The organism is Streptomyces sp. NBC_00483, assembly GCF_036013745.1.
Classification (GTDB): domain Bacteria; phylum Actinomycetota; class Actinomycetes; order Streptomycetales; family Streptomycetaceae; genus Streptomyces.
The window spans coordinates 8,687,371-8,700,934 of sequence record NZ_CP107880.1 but is presented as its reverse complement, the minus strand read 5'-3'; the positions used below and the strand labels follow the sequence as shown (position 1 = coordinate 8,700,934).

Genomic DNA, 13,564 nt, shown 5'->3' with positions numbered 1-13,564 from the left:
GCAGAAGACCAATGCAGGGGCAGGGGGTTCAAGAGCGGGGTCAAATAGAATGCAAAAGCAGATACCGGCACGGTAGGCCCGTATTCCGTATTCCTGAAAAGGAGTTCCGGGCATGACTGGGGCCCGCATCCCGAGGGATACGGGCCCCAGCTGCGAAGCCCTGCGTCAGAAGCTGTGCGTCAGAAAGGGACGATGTTTTCGGCAGTCGGGCCCTTCTGGTTCTGCGCGATGTCGAAGACGACCTTCTGGCCTTCCAGTAGCTCATGGAGGTCCTGGGTGGCGATGTTCGAGAAGTGGGCGAACACGTCGGCGCCGTCACCGTCCTGCTCGATGAAGCCGAAACCCTTGGCCGGGTTGAACCACTTCACAGTTCCGGATGCCATGCCATATCTCCTTTGGCGCAGTGCGCCGGAATCCGCGGTCCACGGACACCGGGTCGCCGGCATGATGTCCCGCCCGGAGAATGACCGGAAACACAAAACGCGCCCTGCCGCAGAAAATACCGACGCGGGCGTTGAAGTTTGCGGGAACCATGACTGCAACTGAGGTCGACCGTAGCATTTGGCGGCAACCGGAGTACGGTCAACGATTCCACTCTGTTCGCCGCGGTAAACACGCTGGCCGCACGGTGCGTGAAACCCTCGTCCCGCGAGTGCAGGTAATTTATCCACCCGGAGACGGAGCACGCGCACGAGGAGCTGTCGCCTGCGGCTGGGAGGTGCAGCGTCTCAGCTCGGGGTTTTGGGGTTCTTGGTTTCGGCGGCGCGGTATTCGGCGTTGATGCGTTGGGCTTCTTCGAGTTGGTCTTCGAGGATGATGATGCGGCAGGCGGCTTCGATGGGGGTGCCCTGGTCGACGAGTTCGCGGGCGCGGGCGGCGATGCGCAGTTGGTAGCGGGAGTAGCGGCGGTGGCCGCCCTCGGAGCGCAGCGGGGTGATGAGGCGGGCTTCGCCGATGGCGCGGAGGAAGCCCTGGGTGGTGCCGAGTATCTCGGTGGCCCGGCCCATGGTGTAGGCGGGGTAGTCGTCGTCGTCGAGACGGCCGAACGAGTCGTCTGCTGTCACTTGCACCTCTCTGTGTGGAACGCGTCGAGGGGCCCGGGTGCCGTACGGCACCCGGGCCCCGAAGGAACTGCTACACCATCTGCCGGCCCTGATACTGCGCCGGCCTTCTGTGTCCGCCGACCCGACCTGGAAGATGTCGGGGATGCGGGGATCGCGGTTGCTTGACCGGAGACCACCTCACTATCGATGTCCTGCGGTACCCGGGCTCAAGACATCCACCCGGGCGATCCTGATGGCGCTCGGCTCCTCCGTTTCTTCCCTCTGGGATCAAACACTTACCTACTACTGGTACTGCTACTGCGGTACTGCTCACGGCGGCCCCTGATCACTGCGGGCCACCCGGTCCGGTCGTCAGTCCCGTCGCCGTCCTGCAACAAACCTGGCTTCGAAACTCCACCACCGCACCGCCCTGCGAACTGCAACTACGGGTACTGCTTCCCCGGCAGTTCATCCCTGCCGGGCTTGCTCGATCTCGGCTACGAGAGAAACCATAACCACACCACCACCCAATGTCTACCCCGGCCAGTACAGATTTTCGTGAGTCGGGCCGGGAGGAAGTCGACCTCAGTCGCCGAACCCGCATCGCGGCGGCCTGTCGCCGTCCAGCGCTCGCGCCAGAGCCCCGGCCGCACTCAGAGGAGGTGCAGGTCGCGTGCGGCCTGGATCGCGGACTTCCGGTCGCTGACGCCGAGCTTGCGGTAGATCGCGTGGCAGTGGGTCTTGACGGTGTTGAGCGATACGTACAGTTCTGCCGCGATGTCGCGTTGCGAGAGACTCGCGGGCAGGTAGCGCAGGACGGCGGTCTCGCGGCCGGTCAACTGCTCGATGATGTCCGCCGGTTGGGCGTCGTCCAGGCCGTGGCGTGCCGCGGCCCGCTTCAGCTGGCGGCCGGCGATGCCGGGGTCGGGGCAGGCGGAGAGGACGGAACGGGCCTCGGCGAGGAGAGGCGGGCCGGAGGGGTCACCGAGGGCGGCGAGGGTGTCTCCGCAGAGGGTGAGGACGTAGCCGAGGGCCAGGTCGGTCGAGGAGCGGCGGACCAAGCCGAGGGCGTGCAGGGCGTCCGCGCCGGCGCGGGCTGGGTCGTCGGTGGTGCGGGCGCGGATCGCGTAGGCGGGGGCGACGCCGTGGTAGGCGGCCAGGCCGAACCGCCCGGCCGTGTCGACCGCCGTGGCGGCGGCGGTTCGCGCGCTCGACGTGGAGGCGTCGTCGAAGGCGACCACGGACAGGTAGACCAGAGCCAGAACGTGTGCCGTGCGGAACTCCTCGGCGGCGGCCTTCTCTGCGGCGAACCGCAGGATGCGCCGGGCTTCGACGGCCTGCCCCGCCCAGGCGTGGGCCGCCCCGGTGGCCGTTGCGAGATCACAGGAGAACCCCAACAGGCCTTCGGTTGCGGCGACTTCGCGAGCGGAGTCGATCGCGGTGGTGACATCGCCCCGGGCCAGCGCGATGTTCATGCGCAGGGAGATCGCCGGGGTGGTGTCGAAGCCCTCGTACGCGACGTCGTGCATGACGTCGATCCAGCGCTCCGCGGGCGAGTAGCGGCCGGCCAGGTACTCGCACCAGCCGTACAGGAGAGCGCACCAGGTCAGCGTCTTCGCCACGTCACCAAGCCGGTCCAGGAAGGACCGCAGGGTGTCGGTCTGGCCGGCGGCGAGGAGGCGTGGCCCGTGGACGAGCATCAGTTGGGCCGCCTCGCGCGGGTCGTCTCCGTTGAGGCGGTGGTCGATGGCCCGGCCGAGGTCGCCCTGGTCGGTGAACCAGGCCGCGGCGCGTGCGTGAAGTGCGGGGATCCGGGAGGGGATTTCCTGGTGGGCTTCCAGCCGGAGCAGGTCCCGCAGCAGGTGGTGGTAGCGGAACCAGGTGCCGGTGCGGTCCAGGCCGATCAGGAGCTGGTTGGCGGCAGCGGTCTCGCGCAGCCATTTCGCGCCGCCGCCTCCCGCGCCCGTGACCGTGCCGTTGCCGTTGCCGGTCACCGCGTCGACGAGTTCCCCGCTGAGCTGGTCGAGGATCGAGGTCTCCAGGAGGAGTCGACGCTCGTCCGCGTCGACCGCGGCGAGGAACTCGTCCCGCAGGTACTCGACCACGAGGTGGTCGTCGCCGCGGAACGCCGCGATGAACGCGCCCGGATCGGCGGCGCGTTGGAGGGTCAGCCCCGCGAGGACGAGCGCGGCCGCCCAGCCTTCCGTCCGTCCGCAGAGCTGGTCGAGAAGGGCGCGGTCGAGGGACCGGCCCGCCGCGCCGAGAAGCCCGGCCGCCTCGTCGGTGTCGAAACGGAGGTCCGCGCCCCGGATCTCGGCGATCTGGTCGCGTACGCGCAGTCGGCCGAGCCGGAACGGCGGGTCGATCCGGGTGGACAGGACGACGGTGACCTGGCGGGGACAGAGGTCGATGAGGCGTTCCATGCCTGCCTGGACACTGTGGTTGTCGATCAGGTGGTAGTCGTCGATGACGACCACGAGCGGCCCGGCCACCCCCGCCAGCGCATTGACCAGCGCCGACACGACGACCAGGTCGTTCCCCTTGGAACCGGCCACGATCGGCGTCAGCTCGCTCACCGCGACCGGATGCGCCTGCCCGATCGCCGCGATCAGGTGCGACCAGAACCGTACGGGGTCCGAATCGCTCGGTTCCGCCTGCAGCCACGCGACGGCTTCGGGCCGCTCCGCCAGCCAGGAGGCGAGCAGCGTCGACTTGCCGGATCCTGCCGGGGCGCTGAGCAGGATCAGCCGGATGTGATCGGCACAGCCGGCACGCAGGATGTCATCGAGACGGGAGCGCCGCACGAGGTGCCGGGGCGGCACAGGCGGCCTCAACTTCGTTGCTGCCAAGCCCATTTCCCGTGGGACGGTCACCTCACCGAGCCTACTGCCACCACCTCACCCGGGTGGGGTGGCGAACCGGACGAGGCGATCTCATGCCGCTCGTCGCGATGCTCAGGACATGACCCAGCAGAGTACGACCCCGCAGAGTTCGACCCCACAGAACACGACCCCACAGCGCACGTACGAGATCGTCGTCCGGGGCCGGGCAGGCCCTCGGCTCCTGCGGCCGCTCCTGGACGACTTCGTCGTCGATCACACGGACGCCGGCCTCACCCGCCTCGTCGGTGACATCACCGACCCGGCCCATCTGCACGGAGTCCTCGCCCACTTGACGTCGTTCAACGCCGAGGTCGTGTCCGTCTCCCCGCTCCCCTCACACGACTCCCACGCCTTGCACGACCCGTACGACTCACAGCACTCACACGACTCCCACCACTCCCACGTACGGAGCTCTCCCATGATCACTGTCTCAGGCGTCACCAAGCACTACGGCAAACGCGCCGCCGTCCAGGACATGACGTTCGGCGTCCAGGCCGGCCGCGTCACCGGATTCGTCGGCCCCAACGGCGCCGGGAAGTCCACCACGATGCGCGTCATGGTCGGCCTGACCCGGCCCGACACCGGTGACGTCCGCTACGACGGCATCCACTACACCGACCTCAAGCACCCCGCGACCGTCGTCGGCGCGGTACTGGAAACGCGCTCCATGCACCCCGGCCGCACGGCTCGCAACCACCTGCGGGCCATGGCGGCCATCAGCGGAATCCCCGCAGCGCGGGCCGACGAGGTGCTCGTCGCGGTCGGCCTCGAAACGGCGGCCGGCCAGCGCGCGGGCGGCTTCTCCCTCGGCATGCGCCAGCGCCTCGCCCTGGCCGGGGCTCTCCTCGGTGACCCGCAGGTACTGCTGCTCGACGAGCCGTCCAACGGCCTGGACCCCGACGGCATCCGCTGGCTGCGCACCTTCCTCACCGACTTCGCGGGCCGGGGCGGCACGGTCTTCGTCTCCAGCCACGTCATCAGCGAGCTGAGCATGTTCGCCGACGACCTCATCGTGATCGGCGGCGGGAGGCTGCTGGCGGCCGAGTCGGTCGCCTCGATCCTGGAGCGGGGCGAGAGCCGGGTCGTCGTGGAGACACATCAACCGAACGAGCTCGTACGACTGTTGGCCGAACAGCACATCGTCGCGGAGGCCACCGGGGACCGGCTGCTCGTCCACGGAACCACCAAGGCCGCCGTGTCCCAGATCGCGTACGACCACCACGTCCGCGTGGTGGAGATCACCGAGATCACCACCTCGCTCGAGGACCGCCTGCTCGACATGACCAAGGCCTCGGCCGAGTTCGCCGCCGCGTAAACCGCACGCCCCTCTCCCCCGCCACGCACCCACCACTCACCACTCACCACTCACGAACCCACCAACTCGCCACCCCAACAAGGGACGAACCGATGACCTACACACCTGTAACCACGAACCCGCCGTCGCTCAACACCACCTCCGTCGTACCGAAGGAACACCGGAGCCCCGGCGCCCGATCACCCGGCGACAACATCCGGGCGGTCCCGGCCGTCCTGAGGAGCGAGTGGCTCAAGGTCTCCTCGCTCCGTTCCCACCAGGCCGTCCTCGCCCTCACCACCCTGGTCGGCGCCTTCGTCTCCTGGGCGGTCGCGACGTTCGTCACCGACGAGGTACTGACGGCGACCGAGGTCTTCACCTACTCGACCGTGCTGACAGCCGTCGTGGCCTCCGTCGCCGGCGTACTCCTCTTCACCTCCGAGGCACAGCACGGCACCCTGTCGGCCACCCTGACCGCGCAGCCGGCGCGCTGGGTCGTCGCACTGGCCAAGACGGTCACCGCCGCCGCGTACGGTCTGGTGCTCGGCGCGGCAGGGATGGCCGCCGGCCTCGGTGGCGCGCTCGTCAGCGGCCTCGACCTGGGTGACACCTCGGGCATGGCCGTGACCACGCTGTGGGCGCTGTTGTACACCGCGCTCGCCGCCGTACTCGGCCTGGGCATCGGCATGATCGTCCGCCATGGTGCCGCAGCGATCTCCGGGCTCCTGGTCTGGGGCTTCGTCGTCGAGAACCTCCTCAACCTCTTCATGTCGCCGCAGATCTCCCGCTTCCTGCCCTTCATCGCAGGCGACGCACTCCTGGCCATCGACTCCGACACGGCCACCGCTGAATCCGTCGCCGTCGCCCTCACCCGGACCCAGGACGCACTCGTCTTCGGCGGTTACGCGGTGGTCGCCCTGATCATCGGAACCTTCCTGCTGCACCGCCGCGACACCAACTGACCGGTCCACGCCCCTTGTTCGCGCACTCCGGAGGACCCCGGCCACGGCCGGGGTCCTCAGCGCCGCTGCGACGTCGTCTGGCGCCTGAAGGAGGCCCAGGAGGTCATGTCGCCCGGACGATTCCAGCACGAGCTCTGGTCGTACGACTCGGCGCCGCGCGCCTGATAGCGACCCCGGTCTCAGGTGTCGTCCGACGACGTTCCAGGAGCGTTGGTGGGCTGGGGTGACGCGGTCAGTGCCATGTAGGACAGCCGCAGGTGCGCTTCCATGACGGCGCGGGCCGTGGCGCTGTCGTGCGCCGCGATCGCGGTGACCAGTTGCCGGTGGTCCTGCAGGCTCCGCTGGAGTTGCAGGTCGTCGTAGAACTGGAACGAGCCGAGCATGAGGGGGGCGCGGGTCAGGTTCGCGGCGATGTTGTACAGCCGCGGGGAGGCCGCGCATTCCAGTACGAGCTGGTGCAACTCGTGGTTCTGGCGGGCGAGTTCGTCGCGGAAGCGGTCGCCTCGGATCCGCTCGCAGGCCTCCATCGCGTCGCACAGCTTGATCAGCTGGTCGAGCTGTCCGCTGGTGCGACGCTGGGCGGCGAGTTGTGCCGCGTAGGGTTCCAGCATGGCTCGGATCGCCATGACTTCGGCGGCGTCGTCGCTGGTCCAGGAGGCGACGAAGGCGCCGCGGTTGGCCTCGATGGTGACCAGGCCCTCGTCGCTGAGCCGCCGCAGCGCGTTACGGACCGGGGTGCGGCTCACCTGGTACTGCTCGCGGAGGGTGTCCTCGACGAGATGGGCGCCGGGGGCCAACTGTCCGGTCTGGATGGCGGACTTCAGCGCGAGATAGATGGCATCAGCCGGTCGTCCCATCTCCACCCGCCTCCTTCAACCGTTGTGAACCCCGGCAAGCCTAGTCGACTGGATCACCGTCCCGTACTGGTCAGGGCCGCGGCAGCCCGAGGAGGTCCAGTGTGCTCGCACCGGTGCGGATGCGGTCGCGGAAGCCGGCTTCCTTGGCGGCCCTGGCTTCGGAGGCGGCAAGGGCTTCGTCCGTCTGGTGGGCCGGGACGCGGACGAGGCCGTCGGCGTCACCGAGGATGATGTCACCGGGCTCGACGCGGACCCCGCCGACGCGGACGGGCACGTTGATCCGGCCGGGCACCGCCTTGCTCGTTCCCTTGATCGACAGTCCGCGGGTGAAGACGGGGAAGCCACTGGCGATGATGTCCCGGCTGTCGCGGACGGCTCCGTCGATGACCAGTCCGGCCAGGCCGCGCTCCTGGGCGGCGCAGGTCAGCACGTCACCCCAGGGTCCGGCTTCGAGGTACCCCTTGGCGTCCACGACGAGGACGTCGCCGGGGCCGGCTTCCAGGAGGGCGAGGTGGATGTACCAGTTGTCGGCGGGCGGCAGGTCGAGTGTCACCGCGGTGCCGACCAGGGTGCGGGAGGGGTCCAGGGGCTTGAGGCCGGCGTCGAAGGCTCCGCACTGGCCGTTGGCCTCGTAGACCGTGGCCGCTCCCAGTTCGCCGAGCCGGTCGAGAGTGTTCTGGTCAGGGCGGGCTACTTGCGTGCGGACTGTTTGCGTGAGGGACATGGATCTTCCGTTTCGTTACTGATGGGTGGTCAGGCAGCGTCGTGAGCAGTGGCCTTGGGCAGGCCGGTCCGGTCGGGCGCGGATGCCGAGCGGACGGTTGCTTCGGCCTCGCGGACGAACCGGAGGCGTACGACGAGCAGGCCGGAGACGACGAGGACGGCGGCGACGATGGCCAGGCCGGTGTAGATGCTGCCGGTGGCGCTCTCCAGGGCGCCGAACCCGTAGGGGCCCACGAAGCCGCCGAGGTTGGCGATGGAGTTGATCGAGGCCATTCCGACGGCGGCCGCCGATCCGGTCATGAACAGCGAGGGCAGCGACCAGAACGGTCCGTAGGTCGCGTACACGGCAACCGTGATCACGGTGAGCAGCAGCAGGGACAGTACGAGGCTGTCCTCCACCAGGACCATGGCGCACAGGCCCGCGGCGGCGATGAACAGCGGAATGGCCACGTGCCAGCGGCGTTCCCGCAGCCGGTCCGAGCGTCGGGCCCACCAGACCATGAACACGGCCGCCACGGCGTAGGGCAGGGCGCTGAGCAGGCCGACGGAGGTGTTGCTGAGGCTGTCCTGCAACCCGTTGACGATCTGCGGGGTGAAGAAGGCCAGGACGTAGATGGCGACGGACTTGCTGTAGTAGATCAGCGCCAGGGCGAGGGTGCGCCAGCCCGCCAGGCTTCGCCAGAAGCCGACTTGGCGGTGCCGGGCTTCCTTGGCCGCGTTCTCCTTTTCCAGTGTGCGGCTGAGCCACTGCTTCTCGTCGGCCGTCAGCCAGCGTGCGGACTGCGGGGAGTCGGTGAGGAGGAACAGCGTCGCCAGGCCGAGCAGGACGGCCGGCACACCTTCGAGGATGAACACCCACCGCCAGCTGGACACACCAAGCCAGTGCACGTGGTCCAGGATGAGGCCGGACAGCGGGCCGGCGATGAGCGTGGCGACGGGCAGGGCCACCATGAACTGCGCCACTACGCGGGCCCGTTCGCGCTCCGGGAACCACTGGCTGAGGTAGAGGATGACGCAGGGGAAGAATCCCGCTTCGGCGATCCCGAGGATGACACGGACGGCGGCGAGCTGCGTGAAGTTGTGGACGAACCCGGTCGCGACGGCGACGGCGCCCCAGCTGACCAGGATGCGGGCGATCCAGCGGCGGGCGCCGACCTTGCGCATGAGCATGTTGCTCGGCACTTCGAAGACGAAGTAGCCGATCGAGAACAGGCCTGCGATCAGGCCGAATTGGGTGGACGTGATGCCGAGGTCGGCGTTCATCTCCAGCGCCGCGTAGCCGACGTTGGCCCGGTCGATGAAGGCGATGACGTAGAGGAGTGCCAGGAACGGCACGAGACGGATCTTGATCTTGTTGACGACGGCCGGCCTGTACTGTCCCGCCACATCGTTGGGGTGTATGGACATGACTCTCCGGAGGGGAACGGTGGGTTACGCGGACGGGTGGGCGCGTGTCATCGCTGGCCGGTGCGGGCGAGGCCGGCCAGCCAGTCGATGGCGGCGTCGGCCGTCTCCGGCACGGAACGAGACTGCTGGGCAGCGGTGTTGGTCGCGGCGAAGCGCTGCTCGGTGGCACGGGTCATGGTGCTCGGGTAGCTGAGCTGTTCCAGTTGCTCGGCCGCCTGGGCCACCTCGTGCTCACGGCGCGTCGCGTGCTGCGGGTGGGTGCGCACCATGGCGTTCAGCAGGGGAACGAAGCCGGTGCGGTCGACGTCGGCCAGCGATGCCCACAACTGGTCGAGCACGCCGTACTCCTGGGCGGCCGGCAGGCACTCCACCGCCAGGCCCTCAAGCCCCTTCATGATCACTGAGCGCAGCAGTTTGACGCGCATCGCGTCCCCGGGACGGGAGTCGCCCAGCACGGTCAGCGGCGCGTCGAACCGCTTCAGCAGGCCGACAAGTTCCGGGTACTCCTCGCCCGCGTAGAGCAGTGGTGTCCGCGCCCTGCCCAGTGCGACGGATCCGGTGATGGCGATGTCGGCATAGCCCACGCCCGCCTCCTGGCACCGTGCGGCGGCGGCCCGTTTGTCCTCGGCCGAGGCGGTGCTCAGGTCCCCGATGACGGCGCCCGTCGGCACGTGGGGCAGCAGCGCGTCAAGAATCGATGCCAGCGCTCCGCCCGGTGTCGCCAGGAGCACCACCTCGGCCGGGTGCAGCCAGGGGCCGGCCTCCCGGTGCAGTTCCAGATCTGCCTCGTGGGCCAGGGCGAGCGCCGTCGGCGCGGGAGCGGGATCCAGCAGGTGCAGCCCCGACACCGGCGTCTCCCGCACGGCTTCGGCATAGGCGAGACCGACCTCGCCGCAGCCAACAATCACGATCTCAGTCATCCGTGCGCCATCTCTCGAGGTAGGCCCGACCACCGGCCGGGAACGTGCAATAGAAGAACAATCACGGAGTTTTAGTGGCTCAAACGCCGCTCTCGCCGATGCGTTGTACTTCTATAGCACTCTCAAGGTGGCGTCGTACACCCTTGTTCAGCCGCCAACCACCTGGACCCCTTCGGGGCGCGCGACGAAACAGCCCTTGACGCCCACTTCACGCCCAGGCAACATCCCTACTCATCAAGCGATAAGACTTATCACGCAATGAGAATCCCCTGGTGGGGTGGCAAGGAGGCCACAGATGCGCGTCGCGGTGCTCGGACTCGGTGAGGCGGGAGCGTTGTATGCGACCGGGTTCCTGGAGAACGGCTGGTCGGTCGCGGGATACGACCCGGGGGACGTACCGACGCCGGACGGTGTGGAGCGGGCGGACAGCGTCGGGGCCGCGGTGGCCGGGAGCGATCTGGTGCTCGGACTCACCGGGGCGAAGGCCGCACTGGCCGTGGCCCAGGAGGCCGCGCCGCACCTCGGGAAGGCCACGGTCTACGCCGACATGAACGCGGGCGCCCCGCAGTTGAAGGGCCGGATCGCGGACGCGGTGGGTGCCGCCTCCGAGGCCGTGTTCGCGGATGTGTCGGTGATCGGGTCCGTCCCCGCGTACCGGCACCGCACCGCCCTGGTGGCCAGTGGTCCTGGTGCCACCGTGGTCGCGGACCACTTCGGCACCCTCGGCGCTCCGGTGGAGGACCTGGGCGGCGAGCCGGGAGCGGCGTCCGCCCGCAAGTTGCTGCGCAGTGTGTTCATGAAGGGGCTCGGCGCGATCATCGTGCAGACCGTGGAGGCGGGCCGGGCAGCCGGGGACGAGGGGTGGGTGCGCGAGCAGATCGCCGCCGAACTCGCGGGCGGCGCGGGCACGTTGGAGCGGCTGTACACGGGGACCGCGAAGCACGGTGAGCGCCGGGCGTTCGAGACGTCGGCCGCCGCCGAGCTGATGGCAGACCTCGACCTGGACGCGGAGCTCGCCCGGGCGATCGGACACGTACACCTGCTGGCCGCCCGCCCGGAGGGGCTGCGTGATGTGCCGCGGGTGTCGGACGAACTGCTGGCCGCACACCAGGACGTGGCCACCGCGAACATCGGTGACGCGGTCGACCGGCTGGGGCTGCTCGACTCCGGGATTCGGCCCATGTGGAGCGGGGCGCGTGCCATCGGGCGGGCGCTGACGGTGTGGACGCGGGCCGGCGACAACCGGGCCATCCATGAGGCCATCAAGGTCGCGAAGCCGGGTGACATCATCGTCGTCAACGGGGAGGCCGACACCTCCCGGGCGCTGGTCGGCGAGCTGATCTGCGAGCGGGCCAAGGCGCGGGGTGTGGTGGGCATGGTGCTCGACGGAGCGGCCCGTGACATCGACGTACTCGCCGAGATCGGGTTCCCGGTGTGGGCGCGCGCGGTGACACCGGCCGGTCCGTACAAGTTCGGCCCCGGACATGTGAATGTGCCCGTCTCGGTGGGCGGCCTGGTGTGTCGCCCCGGTGACCTGGTGGTCGCGGACGGCGACGGCATTGCCGTGGTGGCCGCCGAGGAGGCAGAGTCGGTGCTCGCCGCGGCGCGCGCGGTCGAGGCCGACGAGGCCGGCCGGCGCGCCACGATCCGCGCCACGGCGGCCGCGGCGGCAGGAACGGGAGACGCATCATGATCGCCGTATGGGCGCTGGGCTGCTACATCGCGGCCATCCTCATCTGGAACTCCGTGCTCAAGCGGAACATCGGCGAGGCACTGATCGTCGGCTTCCTGGTCACCGGCCTGTTCTCCGGTGGTGACATCGCCCATGTGCTGTGGAGCGGCCTGGCCGAGGCGTTGCAGGAGGAAGTCACCTTCGCCGCGCTCGCCTTCGTGTTCATGAGCTACGTCCTGGCCCGCACCCCGGTCCTCGACCACCTCCTGGACATCCTCAACTCACTCCTCGGGCGGCTGCGCGGTGGCCCCATCTACACGTCCACCGTCGCCGCCGGTGTGTTCGGTGCCATCGCGCACGTCGGCGCCGCGGTCACCGCTGCCGTCGGGTCGGTGACGATCCCGTGGATGAAGCGGTCGAACGTCAGCGGTGAACTCGCCGCGACCGTCGCGGCCGGCGGGGCGGGGATGGGTGTCACCTTCCCCTTCAGCTCCACCATGTTCATCCTCATGGGCTCGGCCGGCGTCGCCTCCGTGGTCTCCACCGACGACATCGTGCTGCCGCTGTTCATCGGCGGACTGTGGTGTCTCGGCTACCGGCTGATCGCCGCGTTCATCATGGTGCGTCGGCACGGTATCCAGCCGGTGGCCGGCGAGGAACTCAAGCCGCTGCGCCGCACGATGGGCGTGGGCTGGACCAACCTGCTCCTGTTCGGCGGGATCGTCGTGCCGCTGCTGCTGACGCGCGGGCCGCTCGCCGGGGCGCTCGGCCGCTACCTGGACGGCGTGGAGATGTCCGACGCCATCAGCCTCATCACCTGGATACCCGTCCTGATGATCGCGATCGTGCTGGTGCTCGGCCGACGTCATCTGCCGCGCGGCGGACAGGCGTGGTGGGAGCTGCTCGGCGGGGCCGCACCCAAGTTCGGCGTGCTCGGTGTCACCATCGTCGCCGCGTTCTCCGCCGCCAACGCGCTGGGTGAACTCGGCCTGCCCGCGCAGCTGTCCGACCTGCTCTCGGGAGTGGACGCCCCGCTGTGGGTGCTGGCCCTGGTCGTCGGCCTCCTGGTGGTGGGTGTCGCCATCCCGCTGACGGCCAGTGCCACCATGGCCGCGATCGGACCGGTCGCCGTCTCCGCGCTGATCGGCGCCGGTGTCTCGCCTGCCACAGCCTGCGTCGCCGTGCTGATCTTCGCGTCCACCGAAGGTGCCTCGCCTCCGTCCGGCGCACCCATCTACGTGGCCAGCGGCATCGCGGGCGTCGACCCGTCACGCACCTTCATGCCTCTGCTCACGTACTACTGCATCCCCATCCTGCTCATCGGCGCCGCCGTGGCCACCGGCGTCCTGCCCGTCTGAACCGGAGACCGTCCCATGACCGTCCGCACACTCCAGTTCCTCTTCCGCCTCAGCGTCATCGGCTTCCTGGCCGGCGGGTTCGTCGTCGTCATCGCCCAGGCCCTGGGGATCGCGCTCGGCGACGCCGGCTGGGTCGCCGCCGTCGGCGAACACGCCGGGCCGCCCACCTTCATCACCGCGAGCGTCAGCGGCCTGCTCGCCTTCATCCTGTCCTACGTCGACAAGGAGAAGCCCGAGCCGAACGCCCCCGCCGCCGCGCACGACCTGCAACCGGCCGCGGGCTCGACCTCCCCCTGACGGGCGGGCGACCTCTGGCGGGCGGCGACCTCTGGCGGGCGGGCGAGCAGGCTCTTGGGAGACCCGCGCAGCCGTCGGCCGACAGTCTGATAACTCTTATCAGGCAGCGGCACACCGGGTGCCGCGCCGACGACGACCAGGAGCCCCAG

12 protein-coding genes are annotated in these 13,564 nt (G+C 69.3%); 5 read left to right on the top strand and 7 right to left on the bottom strand.

Going from position 1 to position 13,564, the window contains the following annotated elements:
* Nucleotides 1-179: 179 nt before the first annotated feature.
* The 3 genes from OHA73_RS38885 to OHA73_RS38875 form a co-directional block, all read right to left on the bottom strand.
* On the bottom strand, nucleotides 180-383 hold the full coding sequence (locus OHA73_RS38885) for a cold-shock protein (protein WP_266723310.1): 204 nt from the start codon (nucleotides 381-383) through the stop codon (nucleotides 180-182).
* Between the two features lie 345 nt (nucleotides 384-728).
* Entirely contained in the window at nucleotides 729-1,064 is a 336-nt protein-coding gene (locus OHA73_RS38880; protein ID WP_266723308.1) for a MerR family transcriptional regulator, read from the bottom strand.
* 632 nt (nucleotides 1,065-1,696) lie between these two features.
* A complete protein-coding gene (locus tag OHA73_RS38875) occupies nucleotides 1,697-3,892 on the bottom strand; it encodes a LuxR C-terminal-related transcriptional regulator (protein WP_327657497.1) in 2,196 nt (731 codons plus the stop codon).
* A gap of 112 nt (nucleotides 3,893-4,004) precedes the next feature.
* Between OHA73_RS38875 and OHA73_RS38870 the strand changes: the two genes are divergently transcribed.
* Nucleotides 4,005-5,240 (top strand): ATP-binding cassette domain-containing protein, encoded by a 1,236-nt coding sequence (locus OHA73_RS38870; protein WP_327657496.1) that lies wholly within the window; start codon nucleotides 4,005-4,007, stop codon nucleotides 5,238-5,240.
* A gap of 92 nt (nucleotides 5,241-5,332) precedes the next feature.
* A complete protein-coding gene (locus OHA73_RS38865; RefSeq protein ID WP_327657495.1) occupies nucleotides 5,333-6,181 on the top strand; it encodes a hypothetical protein in 849 nt (282 codons plus the stop codon).
* A gap of 179 nt (nucleotides 6,182-6,360) precedes the next feature.
* Here OHA73_RS38865 and OHA73_RS38860 read toward each other — a convergent pair whose 3' ends face one another.
* The 4 genes from OHA73_RS38860 to OHA73_RS38845 form a co-directional block, all read right to left on the bottom strand.
* On the bottom strand, nucleotides 6,361-7,038 hold the full coding sequence (locus tag OHA73_RS38860) for a GntR family transcriptional regulator (protein WP_266723306.1): 678 nt from the start codon (nucleotides 7,036-7,038) through the stop codon (nucleotides 6,361-6,363).
* A gap of 70 nt (nucleotides 7,039-7,108) precedes the next feature.
* Entirely contained in the window at nucleotides 7,109-7,762 is a 654-nt protein-coding gene (locus OHA73_RS38855; RefSeq protein ID WP_327657494.1) for a 4-carboxy-4-hydroxy-2-oxoadipate aldolase/oxaloacetate decarboxylase, read from the bottom strand.
* A 29-nt stretch (nucleotides 7,763-7,791) separates the two neighbouring features.
* The gene (locus tag OHA73_RS38850) at nucleotides 7,792-9,168 is read right to left on the bottom strand and encodes an MFS transporter (protein WP_327657493.1); all 1,377 of its coding nucleotides are present in this window, start codon (nucleotides 9,166-9,168) and stop codon (nucleotides 7,792-7,794) included.
* 47 nt (nucleotides 9,169-9,215) lie between these two features.
* A complete protein-coding gene (locus tag OHA73_RS38845; protein ID WP_266723302.1) occupies nucleotides 9,216-10,088 on the bottom strand; it encodes an NAD(P)-dependent oxidoreductase in 873 nt (290 codons plus the stop codon).
* Nucleotides 10,089-10,383: 295 nt separating this feature from the next.
* Between OHA73_RS38845 and OHA73_RS38840 the strand changes: the two genes are divergently transcribed.
* The 3 genes from OHA73_RS38840 to OHA73_RS38830 are packed head-to-tail and all read left to right on the top strand — an operon-like array spanning nucleotide 10,384 to nucleotide 13,415.
* Nucleotides 10,384-11,781 (top strand): DUF1932 domain-containing protein, encoded by a 1,398-nt coding sequence (locus OHA73_RS38840; protein ID WP_266723300.1) that lies wholly within the window; start codon nucleotides 10,384-10,386, stop codon nucleotides 11,779-11,781.
* Entirely contained in the window at nucleotides 11,778-13,118 is a 1,341-nt protein-coding gene (locus tag OHA73_RS38835; RefSeq protein ID WP_327657492.1) for a TRAP transporter large permease subunit, read from the top strand. The genes OHA73_RS38840 and OHA73_RS38835 overlap by 4 nt, the downstream gene beginning before the upstream one ends.
* 15 nt (nucleotides 13,119-13,133) lie before the next feature.
* Nucleotides 13,134-13,415, top strand: coding sequence for a hypothetical protein (locus OHA73_RS38830; RefSeq protein ID WP_266723298.1), 282 nt, complete (start codon nucleotides 13,134-13,136; stop codon nucleotides 13,413-13,415).
* The last annotated feature ends 149 nt before the right edge of the window (nucleotides 13,416-13,564 follow it).

What these genes read in the sequence shown, in the direction of transcription:
- OHA73_RS38845 (WP_266723302.1), bottom strand. Translation starts at nt 10,088, where the DNA reads ATGACTGAGATCGTGATTGTTGGCTGCGGCGAGGTCGGTCTCGCCTAT.
- OHA73_RS38840 (WP_266723300.1), top strand. Translation starts at nt 10,384, where the DNA reads ATGCGCGTCGCGGTGCTCGGACTCGGTGAGGCGGGAGCGTTGTATGCG.
- OHA73_RS38830 (WP_266723298.1), top strand. Translation starts at nt 13,134, where the DNA reads ATGACCGTCCGCACACTCCAGTTCCTCTTCCGCCTCAGCGTCATCGGC.
- OHA73_RS38860 (WP_266723306.1), bottom strand. Translation starts at nt 7,038, where the DNA reads ATGGGACGACCGGCTGATGCCATCTATCTCGCGCTGAAGTCCGCCATC.
- OHA73_RS38850 (WP_327657493.1), bottom strand. Translation starts at nt 9,168, where the DNA reads ATGTCCATACACCCCAACGATGTGGCGGGACAGTACAGGCCGGCCGTC.
- OHA73_RS38870 (WP_327657496.1), top strand. Translation starts at nt 4,005, where the DNA reads ATGACCCAGCAGAGTACGACCCCGCAGAGTTCGACCCCACAGAACACG.
- OHA73_RS38855 (WP_327657494.1), bottom strand. Translation starts at nt 7,762, where the DNA reads ATGTCCCTCACGCAAACAGTCCGCACGCAAGTAGCCCGCCCTGACCAG.
- OHA73_RS38865 (WP_327657495.1), top strand. Translation starts at nt 5,333, where the DNA reads ATGACCTACACACCTGTAACCACGAACCCGCCGTCGCTCAACACCACC.
- OHA73_RS38835 (WP_327657492.1), top strand. Translation starts at nt 11,778, where the DNA reads ATGATCGCCGTATGGGCGCTGGGCTGCTACATCGCGGCCATCCTCATC.
- OHA73_RS38885 (WP_266723310.1), bottom strand. Translation starts at nt 383, where the DNA reads ATGGCATCCGGAACTGTGAAGTGGTTCAACCCGGCCAAGGGTTTCGGC.